Origin of the sequence: Ruegeria sp. HKCCD7303, assembly GCF_013111185.1 — a bacterium.
Classification (GTDB): Bacteria; Pseudomonadota; Alphaproteobacteria; order Rhodobacterales; family Rhodobacteraceae; genus Ruegeria.
This window is the reverse complement of sequence record NZ_WVRE01000007.1, coordinates 62,622-83,998: the sequence shown is the minus strand read 5'-3', so window position 1 is coordinate 83,998 and position 21,377 is coordinate 62,622. Positions and strand designations below refer to the sequence as shown.

General features: G+C 52.7%; 21 protein-coding genes. 10 read left to right on the top strand and 11 right to left on the bottom strand.

The window, feature by feature from the left end:
• The 4 genes from GS630_RS17215 (at nucleotide 1) to GS630_RS17200 (ending at nucleotide 3,556) form a co-directional block, all read left to right on the top strand.
• Entirely contained in the window at nucleotides 1-705 is a 705-nt protein-coding gene (locus GS630_RS17215; RefSeq protein ID WP_171619927.1) for an SDR family NAD(P)-dependent oxidoreductase, read from the top strand.
• 14 nt (nucleotides 706-719) lie between these two features.
• The gene (locus tag GS630_RS17210) at nucleotides 720-1,247 is read left to right on the top strand and encodes a 2,4'-dihydroxyacetophenone dioxygenase family protein (RefSeq protein ID WP_171238444.1); all 528 of its coding nucleotides are present in this window, start codon (nucleotides 720-722) and stop codon (nucleotides 1,245-1,247) included.
• Complete coding sequence (locus tag GS630_RS17205) at nucleotides 1,225-1,620, top strand: methylglyoxal synthase (RefSeq protein ID WP_171238445.1); 396 nt, start codon at nucleotides 1,225-1,227, stop codon at nucleotides 1,618-1,620. Before GS630_RS17210 ends, GS630_RS17205 begins: the two co-directional genes overlap by 23 nt.
• A gap of 826 nt (nucleotides 1,621-2,446) precedes the next feature.
• Nucleotides 2,447-3,556, top strand: coding sequence for an HlyD family secretion protein (locus GS630_RS17200; protein ID WP_171619929.1), 1,110 nt, complete (start codon nucleotides 2,447-2,449; stop codon nucleotides 3,554-3,556).
• Between the two features lie 212 nt (nucleotides 3,557-3,768).
• Here GS630_RS17200 and GS630_RS17195 read toward each other — a convergent pair whose 3' ends face one another.
• Together GS630_RS17195 and GS630_RS17190 are read right to left on the bottom strand one after the other, a co-directional pair.
• On the bottom strand, nucleotides 3,769-4,137 hold the full coding sequence (locus GS630_RS17195) for a nuclear transport factor 2 family protein (RefSeq protein ID WP_171619931.1): 369 nt from the start codon (nucleotides 4,135-4,137) through the stop codon (nucleotides 3,769-3,771).
• Between the two features lie 89 nt (nucleotides 4,138-4,226).
• Nucleotides 4,227-6,137 (bottom strand): BTAD domain-containing putative transcriptional regulator, encoded by a 1,911-nt coding sequence (locus GS630_RS17190; RefSeq protein ID WP_171619933.1) that lies wholly within the window; start codon nucleotides 6,135-6,137, stop codon nucleotides 4,227-4,229.
• A gap of 250 nt (nucleotides 6,138-6,387) precedes the next feature.
• On the opposite strand from GS630_RS17190, the gene GS630_RS17185 reads away from it, so the two are divergent.
• From GS630_RS17185 to GS630_RS17175, 3 genes are all read left to right on the top strand, one after another.
• Complete coding sequence (locus GS630_RS17185) at nucleotides 6,388-7,230, top strand: cation transporter (protein ID WP_171619935.1); 843 nt, start codon at nucleotides 6,388-6,390, stop codon at nucleotides 7,228-7,230.
• A 113-nt stretch (nucleotides 7,231-7,343) separates the two neighbouring features.
• Nucleotides 7,344-7,913: a GNAT family N-acetyltransferase gene (locus tag GS630_RS17180; RefSeq protein ID WP_245224488.1), complete on the top strand. Its 570-nt coding sequence runs from the start codon at nucleotides 7,344-7,346 to the stop codon at nucleotides 7,911-7,913.
• Between the two features lie 331 nt (nucleotides 7,914-8,244).
• Nucleotides 8,245-9,636 carry an alpha/beta fold hydrolase gene (locus GS630_RS17175; RefSeq protein ID WP_170756228.1) on the top strand — a complete coding sequence of 464 codons (1,392 nt, stop codon included), beginning with the start codon at nucleotides 8,245-8,247 and terminating at the stop codon, nucleotides 9,634-9,636.
• 108 nt (nucleotides 9,637-9,744) lie between these two features.
• Here GS630_RS17175 and GS630_RS17170 read toward each other — a convergent pair whose 3' ends face one another.
• From GS630_RS17170 to GS630_RS17160, 3 genes are all read right to left on the bottom strand, one after another.
• Nucleotides 9,745-10,341 carry a hypothetical protein gene (locus GS630_RS17170; RefSeq protein ID WP_174822143.1) on the bottom strand — a complete coding sequence of 199 codons (597 nt, stop codon included), beginning with the start codon at nucleotides 10,339-10,341 and terminating at the stop codon, nucleotides 9,745-9,747.
• A gap of 218 nt (nucleotides 10,342-10,559) precedes the next feature.
• The gene (locus GS630_RS17165) at nucleotides 10,560-11,417 is read right to left on the bottom strand and encodes a glutathione S-transferase family protein (protein ID WP_171619937.1); all 858 of its coding nucleotides are present in this window, start codon (nucleotides 11,415-11,417) and stop codon (nucleotides 10,560-10,562) included.
• A gap of 5 nt (nucleotides 11,418-11,422) precedes the next feature.
• Nucleotides 11,423-11,854, bottom strand: a complete 432-nt coding sequence (locus tag GS630_RS17160) for a cupin domain-containing protein (protein WP_253740689.1) — start codon at nucleotides 11,852-11,854, stop codon at nucleotides 11,423-11,425.
• Nucleotides 11,855-11,977: 123 nt separating this feature from the next.
• Here GS630_RS17160 and GS630_RS17155 point away from each other — a divergent pair, with 123 nt between their 5' ends.
• Nucleotides 11,978-12,907, top strand: coding sequence for a LysR substrate-binding domain-containing protein (locus GS630_RS17155; protein ID WP_171619941.1), 930 nt, complete (start codon nucleotides 11,978-11,980; stop codon nucleotides 12,905-12,907).
• Nucleotides 12,908-13,653: 746 nt separating this feature from the next.
• On the opposite strand, the gene GS630_RS17150 is transcribed toward GS630_RS17155, so the two are convergent.
• The 5 genes from GS630_RS17150 to GS630_RS17130 are packed head-to-tail and all read right to left on the bottom strand — an operon-like array spanning nucleotide 13,654 to nucleotide 18,447.
• Nucleotides 13,654-14,412 (bottom strand): SDR family NAD(P)-dependent oxidoreductase, encoded by a 759-nt coding sequence (locus GS630_RS17150; protein WP_171236888.1) that lies wholly within the window; start codon nucleotides 14,410-14,412, stop codon nucleotides 13,654-13,656.
• A gap of 18 nt (nucleotides 14,413-14,430) precedes the next feature.
• Nucleotides 14,431-15,252, bottom strand: coding sequence for an ABC transporter permease (locus GS630_RS17145; RefSeq protein ID WP_171236887.1), 822 nt, complete (start codon nucleotides 15,250-15,252; stop codon nucleotides 14,431-14,433).
• A 7-nt stretch (nucleotides 15,253-15,259) separates the two neighbouring features.
• Entirely contained in the window at nucleotides 15,260-16,111 is an 852-nt protein-coding gene (locus GS630_RS17140) for an ABC transporter permease (RefSeq protein ID WP_171236886.1), read from the bottom strand.
• A gap of 37 nt (nucleotides 16,112-16,148) precedes the next feature.
• Entirely contained in the window at nucleotides 16,149-17,312 is a 1,164-nt protein-coding gene (locus tag GS630_RS17135; protein WP_171176818.1) for a PotD/PotF family extracellular solute-binding protein, read from the bottom strand.
• Nucleotides 17,313-17,346: 34 nt separating this feature from the next.
• Complete coding sequence (locus tag GS630_RS17130; protein WP_253284522.1) at nucleotides 17,347-18,447, bottom strand: ABC transporter ATP-binding protein; 1,101 nt, start codon at nucleotides 18,445-18,447, stop codon at nucleotides 17,347-17,349.
• Nucleotides 18,448-18,600: 153 nt separating this feature from the next.
• Here GS630_RS17130 and GS630_RS17125 point away from each other — a divergent pair, with 153 nt between their 5' ends.
• Entirely contained in the window at nucleotides 18,601-19,368 is a 768-nt protein-coding gene (locus tag GS630_RS17125; RefSeq protein WP_371809085.1) for a helix-turn-helix transcriptional regulator, read from the top strand.
• Nucleotides 19,369-19,720: 352 nt separating this feature from the next.
• On the opposite strand, the gene GS630_RS17120 is transcribed toward GS630_RS17125, so the two are convergent.
• Nucleotides 19,721-20,620 (bottom strand): LysR family transcriptional regulator, encoded by a 900-nt coding sequence (locus GS630_RS17120; RefSeq protein ID WP_170616688.1) that lies wholly within the window; start codon nucleotides 20,618-20,620, stop codon nucleotides 19,721-19,723.
• 96 nt (nucleotides 20,621-20,716) lie between these two features.
• On the opposite strand from GS630_RS17120, the gene GS630_RS17115 reads away from it, so the two are divergent.
• Complete coding sequence (locus tag GS630_RS17115; RefSeq protein ID WP_170616690.1) at nucleotides 20,717-21,364, top strand: class I SAM-dependent methyltransferase; 648 nt, start codon at nucleotides 20,717-20,719, stop codon at nucleotides 21,362-21,364.
• Nucleotides 21,365-21,377: the final 13 nt, after the last annotated feature.

Sequence of the window (21,377 nt, the reverse complement as noted above, 5' to 3'; positions counted from 1 at the left end):
ATGAAGCACGCCGTTGTTATTGGCGGCACCCGCGGCGTTGGCGCTGGTATCGCAGGGGAACTTCGCCGCAAGGGATGGCGCATCACAGCAACCGGCGTCGGGGCTGACGAGGTTTCGGCCTATGCTGCGCAGCACCCTGACGGTGTCTGCGCACAATTGGATGTGCGGGATACTTCGGCCGTTACCGCATTTTTCGGTGGGATTGAGCACCTCGACGGGCTGGTCAATTGCGCAGGTATTCTGGCGCGCGGCGCGGAATATGAGATCGATGTTTTTGAGACAGTAATCGACATCAACCTGACCGGCACAATGCGCTGCTGTCTGGCCGCGCAACCTCTGTTGGCCGCGTCAGGCGGAGCCATCGTGAACACCGCATCGATGCTAAGCTATTTTGGTGGGCCACTTGTTCCGGCCTATTCTGCCAGCAAAGGCGGGGTCGCCCAGTTGACCAAGGCTTTGGCCGGGAAATGGGCTGAGGATGGCGTGCGCGTCAATGCGGTTGCACCGGGATGGATCGAAACCGAAATGACCGAAGCCTTGCGCGCCGATCCAGCGCGTAACCAGCCGATCCTTGGTCGCACACCGCTGGATCGTTGGGGCAAGCCAGCGGAGGTTGGTGCGCTGGCCGCATGGTTACTGTCAGACGAGGCAGCATTTGTAACCGGAGCCGTTTACCCGGTCGATGGCGGTTATTCCGCGATGTGACAAAGGAGCAGAAAATGCCATTACAAGAAAACGACGACGATCCGAGAATGCCGTATCAACTGCCGTTTCCCAAAGAGGCGCAGGAAGAGATCGTGATCCCCGACGCGATTGCATTGGATGAGCGTATCTGGGTTCCCCAAACCGAGAACGTGTCGTTCCGGCCTCTGTGCCTGAACAGGTCGCAAGGCTATTGGATGAACCTTCTGCGCGTCCGGAAATCAGGTGTCCTGTCCCGGCATCGGCACCCTCAACCCGTGCATGGGTTTGTTCTGAAGGGGCGCTGGCACTATCTGGAACATGACTGGGTCGCACAAGAAGGCGGCTATGTGTATGAGCCGCCGGGTGAAACTCATACGCTAGTCGTGCCCGATGATGTGGATGAGATGATCACATACTTTCAGGTGAACGGAGTAATGCTCTATGTCGACCCATGGGGCAAAACCATGGGTTACGAGGACGTCTTCACCAAAATCGACATGTGCCGTAAGCACTATGAGGAAGTCGGCCTGGGTGCGGATTATGTCGAGCAGTTCATCAGATAGTCGGCTGCAACTAGCATTGGTTGCGCATGACGCCAAGAAAGACCTGATGGTCGAATGGGCCAGAAGGCATTCCGAAACTTTGCATCAAGCCAACCTTTTTGCCACAGGTACCACTGGCGGGCGTATAAACGCAGCCCTGCCCGAGCTTCAACTGACCGCCCTCAAAAGCGGTCCGTTGGGGGGCGATCAGCAGCTTGGTGCAATGATTTGTGAGGGTAAGCTCAACGGCCTATTCTTCTTCATAGATCCACTGTCACCGATGCCCCATGATGTGGATGTCAAAGCTCTCAGCCGCCTGGCGATTGTTTACGACCTACCTTTCGCAAGCAGCCCAAGCACAGCGGATTTCGTTTTGAACGGAATTTTTCAGTAGAGAATCCGGTAAGGAGTGACTGGCAGTTTTATGACTGCTTCCTGCCCATTCTTTAAAAAAACAACGTGTTCCGGCGCAAAGAGTTACGGCGCAGCCCACACCGCCGCACAGGTTTTGGGATCAGTGGGATTTGGACAAACCAAACGACCCTGACCGTCTGGGGCAAGGTGCTGCCTTCCCCCTCGGGCAACCCTATTTGACGACACCGTGTCCTCGGCTGCGCCCGCGCGCCGCACCCCTATTGTCTAATAACATGGCCTGGCGCCCGTATGCGTTCGTCACGTGGCAGATCAGCAAGCATAAACGCCTTCGGCGTCTGATCTGCAAATCAGCCCTGATTTTCCCATAAGGAAATCGGGATCAATGAAATCGGTCTAGGTGCTGGATGAAGGAAGTGAGGCGAAAATGGCAAGGTTCTGTCGCTGGTGGCAGAACTATGTTTCGCCTGACACAGATACCAATGGCGGACCGAGGAGCAACTATATATTTTTCGTAATTGTTTGTTAAATTTTAATAAAAAAATATCCATAGCACCCATACCACTAAATATACCACAATAAACATAGAATCTTGCGTTTCAAAGCCTCAGGTTCGAGTATGACGGAACGACCGGTAAGACGTAATATGACAGACGCTCGCGCAAAGTGCAGCAAACGACTGCTTCGAGCCCAAAGCGGATTATCAAAATTCTTAACCCGTATGGACGACGAGCTGACTGTGGGCATCGGAAAATCGCATAGTATTGCGAGCGGGCTACGGCCTATCCCTAGATTTTTTTCGCTTCCTTGATGCTATAGTGAATTGGCTTGGTTCCGGAGGTTGGTTAATGCTCATCGTCTTAAGTCTTTACTTCGGCTTGATTTGGTTGGTTTTTTCTAAACTCAAATGGCTTCCGTGGAACGCTTTTTGGAAAACAGTTATCTATGGTGGCGCTGCAGTAATTGCCCTTGTGGTCTTGGGAGCTCTCAACCACACAACACCGACAGGGCCAGTTTCAGTTCAAGGAATTGAGACAAACATCGCACCTAACGTATCCGGAACTGTTGTCGTGGTGGCTGTCGAGGCCAATCAATCCGTTAATGAAGGTGATCTACTCTTCAAAATTGATCCTGAGGTTTTTGCTGCTGAAGTGTCACGTCTCGAGGCCTCTCTTGAAACCGCTAAGTCCTCGGCTGACCAGTTACTGACTGATCTCGCTGCAGCCGAGGCTGAAATCGAGTCTTTGAATGCCCAGCTGCTCTTTGGGCAACAGAGGCGCGACGACATCGTCCAATTGGAAGAGCGAGGCGCATCGACAACCTTTCAACTCCAAGAAGCCGTTGCTACGATTGATCAATTGACCGCGAATATCCGAGCAGCTGAAGCGCGCAAGAAGGGAATAGAGCGTCGAATTTCCGCTACGATTGATGGCCGAGACGCCGCAGTTGTGGAAGCTGAAATGGCGCTCGAGCAGGCCAGATGGAGTCTTGAAGAGACAGAGGTTCATTCACCAGGAAATGGCGTTGTCTCTGCTGTAACACTTAGACCAGGAAACCGCGCCACTACGCTTCAAGGTGCGATAACATTTATTGATCCGTCGGATTTTGCAATTGTAGCCTCCCTTCCACAATCGAGTCGCCAAAACGTAAACATTGGAGACGAGATTAGGTTGGCACTGCGGACACAGCCTGGCACAGAGCTCTCTGGCATCATTGTTGCTTTACCGGTGGGATCCGCCGAGGGGACACTCGATCTGCGCGCAGGGCTTCCTTCAATTCGAGAGCTGGCCGGTATCTCTAGCTACCCAGTGCTGATCGAGTTATCTGACGTTTCCGATTTGGAAGTTCTTCCTTTTGGTACATCTGGAACAGCATTGGTAATGACTGAAAAAGCAGGCGCAATTGGTGTACTTGCCGAAGTCTTGTTCTGGGTAACTAAACAGTTGAATTATTTGTAGCCTTTGGACGTAGTTCAACTGCACCATTCCCTTTTTCATGTTCGGCTTCGTTCGAACAGCAGACATTCGCTCAAACTCTAAGAGCGACCGCTTCGAGCCCGAAGCGGACCTGTATGATTGAGCAAAGAAGTTTTATCTTTCGATGCCAAACCGGGCCACAGCGTGTGCGAGCCCGGTTTGTTCCATACTTGCGGCAGAGGCATAAATTGCGTCTAAATATCTGCCCAGGATTTGTTAGTGATCAACCAGCCGCCAGCAGACTTCACCAGCATGAAGACCTCGTCGCAGTCGCCCCCCATAAATCCAAGTTCACGGCACTGCGCGACAGCAACACTGCCGAACACGCGAATGTCATCAATCTCCAAACGGTGGTCGGGCCCTGTTTGACCGGGCTGTAGTTCAGATGAAGCCCAATCGAACAGGCCTTGGATCGGTGCTTCACAAAGGTCGGGTCCAAAGTCACCGAAGAAGTTAGCGTGTTCGTGGAAAGCACTCTTAAGCAGAGCAACATCGGCGGTTTTCAAACCTTCAAAATAGCGGCCAATTGCTCCGCGGATGGCATCTTTGTCGTTCTGTAGCATGGTTGTTTACTCCTCATGTCGACCATGAGCACCATGTTGAGAATCGAACGTCGGAAAATCGTCGGAACGCCGTCGGAGCCGCTAGCTCCTCAATCGGGTAACCCAAGGCCAACCAAGGATGCTCTAAGACGGTTGGTGATTGAAGCGTCGCAAAAAGAAAGCGCATCAAGACAGCGACTAACCTCGAAATGTGGGGCGAGAGCCAGTAGTTTGATCCGGGCATCTGCAGCTTTCTTAGCCTGACCGTCCTCAGCTAATGCAGCAGCCATGAAGGCAAGGCTCTGGTCGTTGGGTTGTGTCATTTGCGCGAGTTCGTTCGCTGCTTCGCCACAATCGCCCTGTGCATAAAGGGCCATACCAGTGCCCCAAGTGTACCAATCGGGATAAAACGGATTGAGACGCGTTGCTTGACGAAGCTGATCGAGAGCTTCGGTCGTCCGCCCAGTAAAGACGAGGGGCCAGGCCATGTTCGCCATCGCATCGGAATTATTTGGATTCAGGTCCAAAGCACGCTGGAAGCCAGACAATGCCTGTTCATTGTCACCGGCGGCTAAGTTGGCCGCACCTAATGCCCAGTGGGCGAAGTCCAAGTCAGGGTCAAGCTCGACGGCTTTCTGGGCGGCTCGGAAAGTCTCATCCAAAGCGGCCTCGATCTCATCCGTCCAACCCATGTAAACCTCGAAAAACCACGTCCATGCCAGCCAGCCATATGCCGCCGCCATCGTCGGGCTGATCGATATCGCGCGTTCAAATAACGAACGAGCGGTACGCATGTCATCTTTCAAAAAGTGTTCTTTTAGGGCCATACCTTGCATCAATAGGTCGTAGGCCGTCAGATCAACTTCGGACTTCGACCGAGCCCTTCGCAATTCAGTTCGCTGTATGACGCCTTTGTAGCCACGTAGCGTTGCAACAATGCGAGCGACGATCTCATCTTGTATCTCCAGCATCTCGGGTCGTTCGCAATCGTAGGTCTCACTCCATACAAGGGCGCCACGGACGCCATCGACTAATTGGACATCAAGGCGCATTCGTGCGGGATCCATGCGCACTCGTCCCTCAACCAGATACCGAACGCCAAGTTCGTTGGCGACTTCCGCCGGCTTGACTGGAAGAGAGCGATACTGAGATGTTGATCCTGTCGAGATCACAAAGAGTGATCGGTCGCGCGATAGGCCGCTTGCAATCGTCTCAAACAATCCCTCGACAATGTGGCTGTGTCGCGCCTCGCTGGTTCTATCAACGAACGGCATGACTGCAATCGAAGGCACTGAAGGCCGCTCCAATTTCTCTCGCGGCAGTAGCCTTTCGCCTCGTCGGATATGTTCATTCAGCTCCAAGGTCAGATCGTCAGGCTGCGCGTCTAGCTCTTGGAGCAGAAGGTTTTGTAGGTCATCAAAGTCCTTAAGCGCATCGGAACGTCGACCAAGCGCCACTTTCGCTCTCATAGACAAGCGGTTCGCCGGTTCGTCGAGCGGGTCTATCGCGATAAGTTCTGTCACGATTTCGAGTGCGCGCTCGCCGTTTCCTTCGGCCAGAGCGGTTTCAGCGGCATCCATTGCTTTGACCGATGCAGCCTTGGTCAGTCGCACTCGCGTCTCAGAAATCCAATCGTCAAAAGCGATCGATCCGATTTCGAAGCCAGAGAGAAACGCCGCCGCCTGAGCGGGAGTCAAATCGCTCACTATGTCGGACTCGACGGTATCAGGATCGACGCACAGATGATTGCGATGGACCTCCAGTACCGTGCTCGCATTTGTTTCGAGCGCCTTCTTGACCTCGTAGATGGTGCCCCTTAGCGCTGTTTTGGCAGAGCTCGGGCCGCGGTCTCCCCATAACAAGTCTGCCAGTGCGTCGCGGGGAATACGTTCTCCGGGCCTGACTACAAGATATGTAAAAAGCGCTAATCCGCGCTTTGTCGGAAAGTGCACCGCTGTGCCATCCATCCGTTCGAAGGAGGGAGACCCACACAATTTTGCAGATAAAAATCTCTCAGGCACCTACTTTGATCCTTGCCGCTTAGGCAATTGATGATCGCCTCTTCATTTCATTTTGGCAAATTAGCGATCATGTTTTGATTATGTTTTCAAAGAACGAGAGGTTTTACTTTGGTTTGCGTGCTGCTTGGTAGAACGCAACCATTGATCATCGCATGTGGTCACGAGTGACTGATAACCGTGGCCCGGCTGACATCTGACCGAAAGCATCTAGCTGGTTGGTTGCCAACTAAACCGGGTCTACTGTGCCACCATGACCGACACTCAACCCTCTGACGCTCTAACGTTTCGCTACCGTGTCTCAGGTATGGACTGCGCAAAGGATGCGGCGCAGATAGAACGCGCGGCACAGGCCGCCGGAATTGCGCCAAACGCGGTGAAGGTATCGGCAGCCACTCACATCATGACCCTCAATATACCTGAGGTGCGGCTGCCGGAGATCGAGAAAGCAGTTGCGACGACAGGTTACGAATTTGACCGCATTGAGGGCGACGGTGATGCTCAGGCCGGCGCGGCGCATCAAGATCCGTCCTATCGTCGTGCTCTTTGGACCGTCGTCCTTCTGAATGTCGGCTACGGCGTGATAGAGATGGTTGGCGGATTTCTGGCTGGGTCACAGGCCGTCAAGGCGGACGCGCTCGACTTTATCGGCGACGGCCTCATTACGCTTCTAGGTCTTCTAGCCATCGGTTGGACCGTTGCATGGCGGGCGCGATCTGCTCTGATCCAAGGCATATTCCTTGGTATCCTCAGCCTAATTGTGCTGGCGACAACGCTATGGAGGATATTCACCCAGACCATGCCCGACGCGACGCTTATGGGCGTATTTGGGATCGTTGCTCTCGCGGTAAACGTGCTCGCCGTACTGCCACTGATGCGGTTCCGCAAAGGAGATGCAAATATGCGTGCCGTTTGGCTGTTTTCACGCAATGACGCTATTGGCAACGCTGCCGTCGTTGTGGCGGCTGGGCTTGTTGCTTGGCTCGGGAGCGCGTGGCCCGATCTGATCGTTGCCTTTGGGATTGCCGGACTATTCATGCATTCGTCTTGGTCGATCATCCGCGATGCGCAGGCCGATTTGAGAGGAGGCCGATAACCCCGAAAGGCGGACGATAAATTTGAGTTGGCATTGGGCGGCTTTGTCCGCTTAGCGACTGTTCACCTGAACTTGTCGAATGACGGAGCCGAGCCCAAAGCGGACACCAATTCTTGCGGCAAGATGCTCGTTATTCTGATACGAGACAGCCTTGGATCTTTTGGGTTAGTCTTCCCCGCGACATGGGGGAAAATCGCATGAAAAAGTTTAGAAATGCCCAACTTTCCGATGCGGATCGCTGCTTCGAAATTGAAACCTCGGCTTATGAGGGAGACGAAGCAGCAACCCATGCTAAAATCTGTAAACGGATAGAGACCCATCCCGAGGGTTTTTTGATCCTTGAAGTGGACGGTGAAGTTGTTGGCTTCATCAATTGCGGATGCGCTCATGAGGTCGAGATGTCTGACGAGGACTTCAAAGAGCTTATTGGCCACGACCCTGACGCCCCGAATGTGGTCATCATGTCCGTTGTCGTTGATCCCAAGAGACAAAGAAAAGGCTATTCAAGGTCGCTGATGGACGAGTTTGTAAAACGCATGCAACGGATGGATAAAGAAATGATCTATCTGATGTGCAAAGAACATCACGTGCCGCTCTACGAAAAGCTCGGCTATAGCTATCTGAAACCGTCGACCTCCGACCACGGCGGAATGACATGGCACGAAATGAGCATGCGACTTTGAACCAATACTAGTCGTTTCTACTTCAATCGGTTGTTCAACCGAATTGAACGCGTCGCTGCGCAACCAACACGCGCCTTTATGTCTAGGTATGGGTCTCTTAGTGGCGTCGGTATCCAAATTTGAAAGGTTCTGGTAGTTTGCCTCTTCATCTGGGGAGGAACGCTTGATGGAATACTATAAACTCGGGAACTACTCTCGAAAGATCACTACATCTTCATTCTGGTGAGAGAGCAATAACTCAATGGGGATGAAGTACACGGCTTAACGAATATGACTTCTGGGGTGCACAATTAAGTGCCTTGCTGCTGGGAAAGCTCTTTGGGAGGCTACGATGGAACAACGACTTTCAGCCATTCTTGCGTCTGATATGGTTGGCTATTCTCGATTGATGGAAGCGGATGAGTTGGGTGTTTTGTCGCGTCAAAAGACGTACCGAAAAGACTTGATTGACCCGGAAATCGCTCGAAACCGAGGGAAAATTGTAAAGACGACTGGAGATGGCCTATTGGCAACATTTCCTTCTGTTCAGAACGCTGTACGCTGCGCGTTGGAAATCCAGAAAGAGATGGGGCGGAAAGAGTTGGACTTGGTCGAAGATCGGCGGATCCGATTCAGAGTGGGTATCAACCTTGGCGATGTAATCTTTGACGACGACGATATCTTTGGCGACGGTGTGAATGTTGCCGCGCGACTAGAGGGCCTGGCGGAACCGGGTGGCATCTGTGTTTCGGACATTGTGCATCAATCTGTTCTGGACAAGATCGATGAACCATTTCGAGACATGGGCGGGCAGCGCGTGAAAAACATCACACGACCAATACGTGTGTGGCAATGGACGCCTAATGTGGTGCAGGAACGAAAAGCGCCGGAAATCTCCTATCAGCAGCGCGTGAAATTCTGCAAATCCGCTGATGGGATTAATTTGGCTTGGGCTTCAACGGGAACCGGAACACCTGTTCTTAAGGCTCCCAACTGGCTGAACCACATCGAATATGAGTGGACCAGTCCTGTATGGGGGGATTTCTTATCTGAGTTTTCCAAACTCTGCCGGCTGGTTCGGTTCGATCAACGCGGCAACGGACTTTCTGACTGGGACGTCGACGACATCTCCGAGGACAGAATGATAGATGATATGGTTGCCGTCGCTGATGCATCTGGCTTGGATCGTTTTGGTCTGTTTGGAATAAGTCAGGGCTCAGCGTTCTGCGTTCGATTTGCCGCGAGATACCCAGAGAGGGTCAAATTCCTGATCCTTCTAGGCGGATATGTCCGTGGAAGAATGATGCGAGGAAATCCTGAGGCTGAACAGTTTTATGAGGCGTCCCGTGCAATGGTTTCAGCGGGCTGGGGGTCGCCTAATCCTATTTATCGACAGTTCTTTACGTCCAGCTATATGCCAGACGCAACTCCAGCGGAGAGTGCCAGCTTTGATGAAATGCAGCGAATTTCTGCGAGCCCGGAAACTGCTTTAAGGATTATGGCCATGAACTCAAAAGTTGATGCGCGAGCAGACGCCCGAAAGTTAAATGTGCCTACACTTGTGCTACACGTGCAGGGGGACATGGCAGCTCCCATCAGTGAAGGTCGTGAAACAGCGCGTGAAATAGCCACCGCAGAGTTCGTTGAACTTCCCGGTGCTAACCATTGCATGATCCGCGGTCATGCAGGATTTGATGAATTCTTTCATGAAATTGGCCCATTCCTTGCGGAACAACAGGATTGACCGCTTCATCCGCACAGCGGTCGTTCTGCGTGCCTGCCAGCGTCGCGCGGCAGCTACTGCCTGCTTCGCGCCCAATGCCCTTACGCTGCGAGACGAACGGAGGTCGGCTTACCCATCACAACCGTTGTGACGCCGCCACATTGTTGGGTCATGTCCTTCCGGGACTGTGGCGCATGGATCATCTGAGTACCCGCGCAAGACGCTGTATTTTCGAACTTGCTCGTCACTCAGAAGAGCGGGTGTCGCGAGATGTCTGGACAAATGAACCAAACGCAACGCTGCCCGGGCTTCAGCAGCTCTCGCCAAAAGCCCCGCGAGTTCCTCTTGTGTAAGGTCGGCCTCTTCAAAAGCTGCGCTAACTGCTGCTTCAGCTGCTATGAAGTTTTCTCCTGCCGCTATGGCCTCGGCTCGCATCTCTTCAAATATCAGGGTAATTGCAGCAACCTGATCGCTGGAAAGCGCAAGTTCTTCTTGAAGTTCTAGCAGATGGGCCGGGCCAGGAAGGCCATTCAACTCCGCCGGAAGAGCCAGTCCCCATCCACCGCCGCGACGAAGTTCGGCGATGTCTTGATCGGATAGACTTTTGATCTCACGTGCCTCGAACCCGGCATACGGGGAACCACCATGGTTGTGGCCTTGATCCTGTGCAAATGCTGACAGAGGCATGGCAAATGAAACAACTGCCATCGATAAAATGAACTTCATAAGCGTTTTTCCCCAAAAAGAGAGCGGCATTTGGCCATTCAAACGACAGTATGGATCTTCCTGCGCCGCACACAAGCAATCGTTGGCACAGTTCGCAGCGAACAGCAGCTTCGTCCGCAAAGCGGCTGTTCAACTGAACTCATCGCATGACCGCTCGGAGCCCAAACCGGACACCTATCCGGCTGGAACAGCTAGACAGATGTCCGAATTGGCATTCGTTAGTCGGATGTCGGGTGGGCGTAAGTTTGTTGGGAATTGGCATCAGTGAGGATTGCGCCAATCTCGACAAGACCCAAATCGACGTCCGTGGCCGACGTCTCATATTTGTCGCGTGGTGGCATTGGGCGCGATTGCCATTCAGGTTGGAAGGCAAAGCTGGACACAGATCGTCCTTCAACCAGCGCACCATTTCCAGCGCCCAATGCATAGTCATAGTACAGTTTGACGATCTCTTCTTCGCTGACCTGGTCGGTGGCCTCGTGGGCCATGCAAGCGGCGCGCCATTTTTTGACACGTTCATATTCCGGCCCTACAGGTAGCTCAAAACCCTCGTAGTAATCCAAGAACCAGAAGCGTTTGAAGACAGGCGCAAACACGGCTTCGGCCAGACTGAACTCCTCAAACAAGAAGGTGCCATCCGGGTTATGTTCCATCAAAAAATCATTCAGGTCCCGGTACAGTGAGAGCAATTTGTCATTGTGGGCCTCTTTCTGTGCCCGGTCCTGGTTCATGACATAGATGTATCCCGCCATGGTGAAGGGGCCTTCTTTGGCAATCAGCATGCTTTCGATCGCATGTTCGCGAGGGTCGGCGCGGCGAAGCCGTGGCCCCTCCAGAACTTCATCAAGATAACGCAGGATCACCAGGCTTTCCTTGATGATGTGACCTTCTGCCGTTTCCAGTACTGGCAGGGCGGTTGTCCCACGGGTTTTTCGCAAGAGCTCGGGGTCACGTGGTTTGGTGATGTCGACAACTCTGAACTCGACCGCGTCCTGCATACCACGAAGTTCCAGAAGGATTTCGAGCCGTTGGGAGAATGGGCAGACTGGGATGTGATATACTATGTGCTTGTTCATGGAGCTCAATCCAATGGCGGACCGGTGAAGGTCATGTTGTGTTTGGTGGCAGAGGTTTCGATGGCCGGCATATCCTCGGGGATTTTGCACTGTCCGTCTGCCATGTCCTGAAAGAACCCCTCAAAGCCGCCCGGGGTCAGAATAACGAGATGACGAGACGGTTCGTCGCCGATCACCTTGAATGTGTGTTCCTTTCCACGCGGGATGAAGACGCTTTCGCCCGGGCCCGCAATCGTCTCGATCCCTTCGATCCAGATTTTGCAGGTTCCCGTGATCATCACGAATGTTTCGTCTTCATTGTGATGAACGTGGCGGGGCGGTCCGCTGCCGACGGGCGACAGGCTGTCGACGATCGACATGGCCCCACCGGTTTCTTCCGCTGTCAGGATGGTTTTGTAACGGACGCCAAGCCATTCGATTGTGGCGTCATCAGTCATCAAATCTTTCATCGTTTCAGTCCCTGTTCTTGAGATGAAACGAAAGCGCTTTCGTTGGTTTCCATTTACCGGGATTATTCGGTATCACTCCAACGAAACTTCAAAATACAGGGTATCACCAACGTGAATTTCGCCACTCTTGACCTTAATTTGCTCAGAATTCTGGACGCAATTCTGCGCGAAGGATCGACGACCAAGGCCGGCGAAAGGCTGGGGTTGTCGCAATCTGCGGTTTCCAATGCCCTGAACCGGCTGCGACATTCCTTGGATGACGCCCTGTTTGTTCGACACGGGAACCAGTTGGTCCCAACCGATTTCGCCGCTTCGATCAAAGATGGCTTGCGCGAAGAACTCAATCGGCTGGAGGGATTGCTAACTCCACCCAAAGATTTCGATCCGCTGCAGGCACAGGGCAACTTCAAAATCTCGGCAAGCGATTTCTTTGCAGAACTCCTCATGCCAGCGCTTGGCGACCACCTCAGTCACAATGCACCGGGAATAACCGCCCAGTTGGTCGATTTGGTTCCCTACAATTACGTCGAAAGCCTTGACCGATATCAGGCCGACGTCGCCCTTATTCCGGATACGGACCTACCAGAGTGGATAAATCGCGAACCTCTGTTCCATTCGTCTTTTTCCGTCATTGGCAGAGCCACCAATCCCGCGCTTTCAAGCTTTGTTAGCGGCGGTGAAATGTCTTTGGAAACTTTTTGCGACTTGTCCCATGTCCTGTTTTCTCCTGAGGGCAAAATGTCGGCCATGGGGGATGCAGCCTTGGCAAAGGTCGGACGAAAACGTCAAGTCGCCATGACTCTGCCAGTGTTTTCGGGCGTGTGCAGAACCGTCAGCGAAAGCGATCTTATCGCGCTGGTGCCGACGCAACTGGCCCAAAAGGTCTCGATAGGATTTGACCTTAAGCATTTCACGCCACCGTTCGAAATCGCTCCTGCCTTGATCATCGCGATTTGGCACAAAAGATCTGATGAGAACCCGATGGCAAAATGGATGCGCCAGCAGATCTTTCAACTTATGAAGCCATTGGATGAGAGTTAGCTACAGGTGCGGACCCTCTCGAAAGAACGGGAAGCGTCCGCTTTGTCCGCAAAGCAGTCATTGCCATGTTTTCCGCCCACGTCTGCCCTAGTCAAAGCAGCCGTTGACGCTGGAACCTCTTCAAAGGCCCAGAGCCCTCGCATTTCAGACGAAGCTAACTGGCTTCAGATAAGGGCCGATGCATAGTTTGCTGCAGAAGCGCTATAAAGGGCGTAGGCAATCAAAACTAAAAGAACGAAAACTGGTCCAGCTATTTCAAAGAAAGCTCGTACAGGTGTTTGAGAGCTTTTCCCAACTGAGACATATTGGGAGAGATTACTTTCTGTTTGGAATAGCTTCCATTTACTCAGGTTTACCATATTCAACTCGCACAAAAACAACGGTTAAAAATTAGCACTCGTAGCCCTGATCGCATAAGGATATCGTGTTTTTCAGAGATTGTACGGCCCAGATGGCAAGATGAGTGCACATTCACGATCCAACAACACGCATTGTTAACCTTTGCGGGAATGTTTGGTGTTTTTAGACCATTTGGGGCACCACTCCTCAAACTTCCAAACTTAGGAAAGACTTGTCGCGATTTGGACAATTGGAGCGTACTTTCACTCAAACCGCCTGCTTTGTCCGCATTGCAGACATTGGGCGCTATTAACTGAATGTCCGCATCGAGCCCAAAGCGGACTGAAATGTGCTCGCCAAAAATGAAGTGCGGCGATAGACATTCTCTTGAGCGGTCTAACCCATCACTAAATGCATTCACCGCCATCGATAACCAAGGCTTGCCCCGTCATAAAAGCGGATTCATCTGAAGCTAAATAGACGATCCCATGGCCAATCTCTTCAACTGTCGCCCACCGACTCATAGGGATCGCCTGCTCGATGTAGCTTTCCAGTTTGGCACGGCCACCCATCTGCTTTTCGAAGCCTGCATTGAAGGGGGTGTCTACAAATCCTGGACAAAGGGCATTGAAACGGATTGCATGGACAGCGTAGTCGGCTGCCATCTGCCGAACCATCGCAACAGCTGCGTGCTTTGTAGTCGCATAGGCGATCATCCCCCGGTCGTATTGAACCCCAGAATTGGAGGCCGTGACGATCACGCTGCCTCCACCTTGTGATTTCATATGGGGGACGGCTGCGCGCGCGGCAATGAAGTGAGCGCGGACATTCAATGCCCAAGATGCATCCATTCCATCTGGTTCCACTTCTTCCAGCGTTCCTTCGATCTGCAACCCAGCATGAGAGTGCAACACGTCAAGCCGACCGAAGTTTTTTACTGCTTCGTCTATGGCTTTGGTAAGGGCATCGTCATCAGTCACGTCAAGCTGTAGGGCAGATGCTTGATTCCCCTGCGCAACGATCGCGGCCACAGTGTCTTCAGCAAGAGTTGCATCGCGATCCGTTACCACAACATGCGCACCCTCTTGTGCCATTGCCATTGAACCCGCCCGACCAATTCCTGATCCCGCGCCCGTCACGAGCGCGACTTTACCTGCAAGCCGCATTTCACTTGGCTCCTTTATTTAACTATTCGATTTTGAGGCGCCTCGGCGCAAAAGCAGTTGCGCTGCAACGAGCAACAAGAGCGACGCGCCCATAACCATAGTGCCGATGGCATTGATCTCGGGCGTTACGCCGCGTCGGATGGATGAGAATATGTAGATAGGCAGGGTTGTTTCTGAGCCAGCTACGAAGAACGCTATGATGAAATCATCAAATGAGAAAGTGAAGCTGAGCAGGAAGCCCGCCAAAATTGCCGGTGCTATCAACGGCAGGGTCACCTGCCGAAAGGTGCCCCAGGGCGTCGCAAAGAGGTCAGCTGAGGCTTCCATGAGGGCACGGTCCATACCCGAAAGCCTTGCACGTACGATGATTATGACCAGCGCCATTGTGAACATGGTGTGTGCGGCGACAAGAGTGGGCATCCCCATGGAAAGTTGTGGGGGATTTGCTCCATCGGGCCATAGGCTCACAAGAAGCGGGTTTAGCCAGCCGAATACGGTGACCAGGGCAATGAGTGTCGCGATACCGATGACGATACCTGGTATCATTATCGCAATATAAATCATCGCATCGAACAAAGTTCGGAGCCATCCCTTAACCCCTTGTAAAGCGATGGCGGCCATGGTTCCGAGTGTGGATGCGAGGCAAGCAGTTATGAATGCCGCAAGCAGACTGGTCTCGAGCGCGTCCATAACAAATGGGTTGTTGAGCGCTTTGCCATACCATTGGGTCGAGAACCCCATGAACTGGCTTGCGTGTCGTCCGGCATTGAAGCTGAAAAGCGCGATGATGCCGATTGGAATATAGAGAAAAAGGTAGACGCAAGTCGCGTAAAAACGCATCGGACCCTCACATCAGCGAGACATCTTCGCGCTGGCCACCCAGGCGCGAGATGAATTTCATGTAAATTGAGACAGTGACAAGCATTACGACAACCAGCGTCATTGCGACCGCCGAACCGTACGCCCAGTTTCGAGACTGCAAGAACAGGTCCACCAGCGCATTTCCGACGAAAAACACTTTTCCGCCACCTAAGATCGCTGGGATCAGAAATTCGCCCATGAGTAGGATGAAGACCAGCATGCAGCCAGTTGCGATACCTGGTACCGACAGAGGAAGTGTTACCTGACGGAACGTACGCCACGGAGTGGAGCCGAGATCCGCTGAGGCTTCCAGAAGGCGTTTATCCAGTTTGTCCAAGCTTACAAAAATTGGGAAAACCATCAAAGGTAGATACCCATAGACAATCCCCACAAGCACAGCGAACGGCGTATTTATCAGGCGGACATCATCGATGCCGATCGACTCCAGTAAAGCGGGCAAGCCACGCCCCCCAAGGATGAAAATCCATGCGTATGACCGGATCAGGATCGATGTCCAGAACGGCACGATCACCAGGATCAACAGCGAAGTTTTCCACTTTGGTGAACAACGCACCGCAAGAAAGTAGGCGAGCGGGTAGGCAATTACCAACGCAGCGATAGTCCCCAGAGGTGCAAGGATCAAGGTGTTCTTAAACGCCGTCCATCGCGCAGGAAGGTTGGCATATTGTTCCAAAGTGAACGCTGGAACATAGCCTCCGGCGGCACCCCGTTCGCCAAAGGAAAAGACGAAGACGACCAGTAGTGGAAGGGCAAGCATTACCAAAAGCCATATTCCTGCCGGTGCCAGCAACAGTGCTTTTCTGCCTCGTTTGGTCATATTGTCCTCGTCTTTTCCGATATTGCGGCCTTGCCGCTTAGGCCGACTTGAAGCGGGCGAGCAACTCGGCACGGTTTGGATCGGTTAGCGTAGCCGCCGCGCCAAACTCGAGCGCATTCAAAAGGTCAGCTGCCGGATAAAGGATCGGATCTTCCAGCAATTCCTTTGGCAGCAACGCATTGGTGCGAGCATCAGCCGATGGATAGCCATGAGCGAGGACTTCTTTCGCATTAACTTCCGGGTTCAGCAGGAAGTCGATCAAGGCATAAGCGGCATCCATATGGGGTGCGCCCTTAGGAATAGCGTAGTAGTCGGACCAGAGTTCACCGCCCTCGGCTCCCAGAACGTAGGCGATCTCAGGCATGTCCACATTCATCTGCTTGCCGTCACCTGTCCAGCACATCGTCATCCACGCGTCACCGTTACGCATCGGTGGCTGATAATCCGACGAGATTGCAAACAGATGCGGTTTAGCATCCAGCAACAATTTCTCGGCATCCGCCAGTTCCTTCTCATCGACCGAGTTGAAGGAGTAGCCGAAGTATTTCAGGGCATTACCGATGGTGGTGAGTTGGTAATCATGCACCATTGTCCGACCTGAGTAACCTTCCATAGTAAGGTCCCAGAACTCTTTCCATGTGGTTGGAGTCGGAGCGCCGTCAAGCTTACTAGTATTCACTGCAAAGCCGGTCGTGCCCCAGTTTTTCGGCACCGCGTAAAGCTGGCCATCGACAGAGCCGGCATCTGAAAAGCGCTGTTCGAATGAACCTGCGTCGTAGTTTGGCAGTTTGGACGTATCGAGCGGGATGATCAGATCTTCGCCCACATACGTAGTGATCGTGTAATTGGTTGGAACGAACACGTCCCAGCCAGACCCTCCGGCTTGCAGTTTTGCCAACATCTCTTCGTTCGAGCCAAAAACATTGACCTGAACGTGAGCGCCAGTGGCTTCCGTGAAGGCTTCGAAGTTCATCTCGTCATGGTAGTTCGGCCACGTGGCGAGGATCACTCGGTCGCCAATGTCTCCGGCAGCAAATGCCGGGCGTGGACGCAACCCAGGCATAGCCGTGCCCAGAACGGCCGTTGCCATCCCAAGACCTGTCACGCCCAAAAAATGTCGCCGTGTGACCGAACCCTTTTGGTACCGGCGAAGCTCTTCCATGAACTTTTGCTTGGAAATAGTCCCATTATCCTTGGTCATTGTGAACCTCTCTGTTGTTGGACTGCGGGATTTGTTAATTTTCCAGGATCAGCAGTGCGCCTTCGCCCCATGAAACAAAGGCCTGTTCTCCTGCATTGAACGTCCCCTCGTTCAATTCCGCTTGCCTTGGCACAAGTACGTGGAAATCACCCAGTGCTTCGTTGCGCGCAAGGTATTCTGTGTGCTCCCCAAGGAAGATCCGATTTTGAATGGTAACTGGCAGAGCAATTTCAGCTGCGGGCAGCGCGCGGGTCAGCGCTATCTGTTCAGGACGGATGCTGACGCACACTTCCTGCCCTGCATCTATTGGAATCTCCGGAGTTCCGTGCACCTTTTGGCCACTCGCTAAACGCACAGTGATTTGGTCGGCTACTGCGTCAGTCACAGTTGCATCAAAGAAATTCGAGGTGCCAACAAATCCAGCCACGTAACGGCTGCGGGGCATGTCATAGAGTTCGCGTGGGCTGCCTACTTGCACAATACTGCCGCCTTCCATCACACAAATTCGGTCGGACATTGAAAGCGCTTCTTCTTGGTCGTGCGTGACGAGGACAAAAGTTATTCCCAGTTGTCGTTGCAGGTTCTGCAGTTCAAACTGCATTTCTTTTCGAAGCTTTCGATCCAGAGCAGCCATTGGTTCATCGAGCAGCAAAAGCTTGGGCTCGTTTACGATCGCACGCGCCAAAGCGACGCGTTGCTGCTGACCACCAGACATCTCCCAGATTCGACGTGGGCCAAACCCACCCAGACGGACAGTTTCCAGCGCCTGCTTAACCTTTGTCGCGATTGTTTGTTTGTCTACGCGTGGTCGTTGTTGGCGCAGGCCGTACGCGATGTTGTCGAACACGCTCAGGTGAGGAAAAAGAGCGTAGTGCTGAAACACCATGTTGACTGGGCGATGGTGCGCATCCAAGTCGTTGACGACTTCGCCATCGAGCAACACCTGACCTTCGGTTGGTTTCTCGAAACCCGCCAGCATCCTAAGTGCAGTGGTTTTGCCGCAACCAGATGGGCCTAAGAACGACAGGAACTCTCCTTTCCCAATGGAAAGATTCAGGTCTTTGGCAGCGACCACATTCCCGAAGGTCTTAGTCACTCCGCGGAGTTCCGCAATCGTCTGCATGGTGACGCTCATGTCAAAGCTCATATACTGCCTTTTTCCTTTTGCTTGATTTTTTGGCATTTATTGGCATACCACTCAAACAGGGAAAAAGTAACAATAACTCCGATTAGCTGTATATACCACAATTGGGGTATAGAGCTGCTTTTCGAAAATCTGGAGCAGCGTGTGTACGATTGGATGGAAGAGGCCGGCAGGGTCGTGGAGAAGATCGGAACCCCAGAATTTCCATGTGCTTTGGCAGATGGCTTGCGGCAGGTCGCACCATTCGATTTTACAGTGGTGTTTGGCCATGTCGGAACCGAAGCACCTATAGACCTTCACGACGATTTTCCCAAAAGCAAACGGCGTATTTTTGTTGAGGATTACCAAGCAGGGCCCTACGTACTCGATCCATTTTTTTTGGCCGCGACAAAACCGATAACACCGGGTCTGTACCGCATGCGCGATATCGCACCGGACAGGTTCTATCAGGGCGAATACTATCGCAGCTATTACAAAAGGACTGGGTTAGCAGAGGAGATTGGCTACTTTATCGATATCCCAAGCACTGGGATGCTTGTGGTCTCGCTCATGCGATCAGTGAAGCCTTTTTCAGCCAAGGAAATTCGTCATTTGCACGCTCTATGGCCGCTCGTTCGGGCAGCCTGTTGCAAACATTGGAGTGACTTTCCAACGATGACCCGCGGCGCCGCAGCGAATGGCGTTAGTCGTCGCGTCGATCTTGCTTTCCAGGCATTTGGCGATGGCGTTCTGACGCCACGAGAAAGAGAAGTCGTTGAGTTCACGTTGAAGGGCCATTCGGCAGAAGCTGTCGGCACAATTCTCGGCATCTCTCCAGGCACAGTCCGCATCCACAGACGCAACATTTACGCGAAACTTAGGATCAATTCGCAGGGTGAGCTTTTTTCAAAGTTCATTGAAAAGGCACTTTAAAAGGTTCCTTGAACACCCACTTTGTCCGTATTGCCGACCTTGCTACCGTGTGATCCGGAACGCCCCAACCATTGGGACGACACCGTCTGATAGCCAAGGAAGCCAACGGGAGAGGGTCGGGACGCCCGGGACCCATGTCGGGACTCTATTAATACCCGAAAACGCTTTCGGAAGTGAAGACAAGTATCCTTCCCACTCTACACAACTGTGTACTGTAAACCCAAGGATGGCCGATTTGTTTGGAGAACCATAGACCGCTTTGTCCGCAGAGCTGACGTTCAAGCAAGTTGCAGCGAACAACCGGTTTGAGCCCGAAGCAGACTCCAGTTCACGACACCAGACCAACTCACGTTCAATAATTTGTCCGCGAGCCGAGATGGTCTGCAAGCTGATCAAAAACCAACCTGATCCTTCGCGCTGTTTGTAACTCAGAGTGTGTGGCCAACCAGATAGGAAATTTGAATGGCTCGCGTTCGGGCAGAACACGCTCCACACCGGGTGTAAGGGCCGCCACATCGTCTGACATAACACTAATGCCGAAGCCTTGGCGCACAAGCTCCCATGACACTATCCCGCTCTGCGATCCAATCCGAAAATTCTTGCGGGTTACTTCGATGCCAGCCGGATTGAGAAATCCAATCATCGTGTCAACATCGCCAAAGCTGACGAAATCCAACTTAGCAAGTTCGTCTTCATTTCGTGGTCGCCCAACCTGTTCGAGGTATGAAGGGGCAGCGTAAAAATGTGCCGTCGCTTCTGACACGAGCTTTGCAATCAGGTCCGGCTGTGTCGGGCGCACATGCCGAATTGCGATATCTGCCTCGCGCCGCTGTATGTCTCGTATGTCATTTGCTGCGACAACGTCGATTTCAAGCCGCGGTGCCGCGATCCTGATCTGTTTGAAAATAGGCGGTAGCTGATAGGCTGACATCACGTCGGAAGCAGTGATCCTGACTTGCCCTTCAACTGCTTGTGACTGGCTTGTTGCGGTCAGAGAAATTCTGTTCGCGACATTTGCCATTTCACTGACATGCACCAAAAGCTCAGCACCGGCTGTTGTCAGATTAAGCGACTTGCCAACCCTTTCAAACAAGGTGACGCCTAGCGCCTGTTCCAGCGCGGCGACCTGACGACCCACGGTTGGCTGGGTCTGTTCAAGCACGCGCGCCGCGGCGGAAAACGAGCCTTCTTCTGCCGTTGCAAGAAAAGACCGAGCCTGGTTCCAATCGAAATTGATTGCCTTCCAATTCATGCATTAATGCATAACAGTTCTGCAATATCTGGCAATTTAATAAATTGGCGTTTTAAGATATTGGCTGCGGTGACGCCAAAGGAAAAGAGAAACGATATGGCTACATTGTCCAAAGATGCCGCATTTTGGAGCAAGATTTCGCGCAAATATGCGGCTGATCCTATCCGAAATATGGAAGGGTATCTGAACACGCTCGAACGTACAAAGTCCCACCTGAAAGCCGAAGACAGCGTGCTGGAAATCGGCTGTGGAACGGGGTCGACCGCGTTGTTGCTGGCACCGGATGTGGCTCAAATAACTGCCTCCGATCTCGCACCGGGGATGATCGAAATCGCTAACGAAAAACTCGCTGAAGAAGAGCTGGAGAATGTAACGTTCAAAGTGGCCGAGGTTCTGCAGCACGATCCTAACGACGGTTCTTACGACGCTGTCCTCGCACATAATCTGCTGCACCTTGTTCCCGATCTGGGCAAAGCACTCGAACACATTGCGACCCTTACAAAACCCGGTGGGGTATTCATTTCCAAAACCGTCTGCGCTCCGGAGAGTGGAGGGTTGAAATATGGCATGATCAGCCGAATAGCGATCCCGATTATGCAGTTGCTCGGGAAAGCTCCGTTCGTAAATTTTGTGTCCGTAGCTGAACTCCAGCAAGCCATTGAACTTGCGGGCTTCGATATCGTCGAGACAGCGGATCAAGCCGGGTTATTGCTGAGCCGGTACATTGTCGCGAGAAAGCTGTAAAAAAAGCATTCGC

Coding starts and splice junctions, on each gene's coding strand:
- GS630_RS17195 (WP_171619931.1), bottom strand. CDS start 4,137: ATGCTACAGAACGACAAAGATGCCATCCGCGGAGCAATTGGCCGCTAT.
- GS630_RS17185 (WP_171619935.1), top strand. CDS start 6,388: ATGACCGACACTCAACCCTCTGACGCTCTAACGTTTCGCTACCGTGTC.
- GS630_RS17175 (WP_170756228.1), top strand. CDS start 8,245: ATGGAACAACGACTTTCAGCCATTCTTGCGTCTGATATGGTTGGCTAT.
- GS630_RS17170 (WP_174822143.1), bottom strand. CDS start 10,341: ATGAAGTTCATTTTATCGATGGCAGTTGTTTCATTTGCCATGCCTCTG.
- GS630_RS17140 (WP_171236886.1), bottom strand. CDS start 16,111: ATGACCAAACGAGGCAGAAAAGCACTGTTGCTGGCACCGGCAGGAATA.
- GS630_RS17135 (WP_171176818.1), bottom strand. CDS start 17,312: ATGACCAAGGATAATGGGACTATTTCCAAGCAAAAGTTCATGGAAGAG.
- GS630_RS17205 (WP_171238445.1), top strand. CDS start 1,225: ATGTCGAGCAGTTCATCAGATAGTCGGCTGCAACTAGCATTGGTTGCG.
- GS630_RS17145 (WP_171236887.1), bottom strand. CDS start 15,252: ATGCGTTTTTACGCGACTTGCGTCTACCTTTTTCTCTATATTCCAATC.
- GS630_RS17150 (WP_171236888.1), bottom strand. CDS start 14,412: ATGCGGCTTGCAGGTAAAGTCGCGCTCGTGACGGGCGCGGGATCAGGA.
- GS630_RS17165 (WP_171619937.1), bottom strand. CDS start 11,417: ATGAACAAGCACATAGTATATCACATCCCAGTCTGCCCATTCTCCCAA.
- GS630_RS17215 (WP_171619927.1), top strand. CDS start 1: ATGAAGCACGCCGTTGTTATTGGCGGCACCCGCGGCGTTGGCGCTGGT.
- GS630_RS17210 (WP_171238444.1), top strand. CDS start 720: ATGCCATTACAAGAAAACGACGACGATCCGAGAATGCCGTATCAACTG.
- GS630_RS17160 (WP_253740689.1), bottom strand. CDS start 11,854: ATGACTGATGACGCCACAATCGAATGGCTTGGCGTCCGTTACAAAACC.
- GS630_RS17130 (WP_253284522.1), bottom strand. CDS start 18,447: ATGAGCGTCACCATGCAGACGATTGCGGAACTCCGCGGAGTGACTAAG.
- GS630_RS17115 (WP_170616690.1), top strand. CDS start 20,717: ATGGCTACATTGTCCAAAGATGCCGCATTTTGGAGCAAGATTTCGCGC.
- GS630_RS17120 (WP_170616688.1), bottom strand. CDS start 20,620: ATGAATTGGAAGGCAATCAATTTCGATTGGAACCAGGCTCGGTCTTTT.
- GS630_RS17200 (WP_171619929.1), top strand. CDS start 2,447: ATGCTCATCGTCTTAAGTCTTTACTTCGGCTTGATTTGGTTGGTTTTT.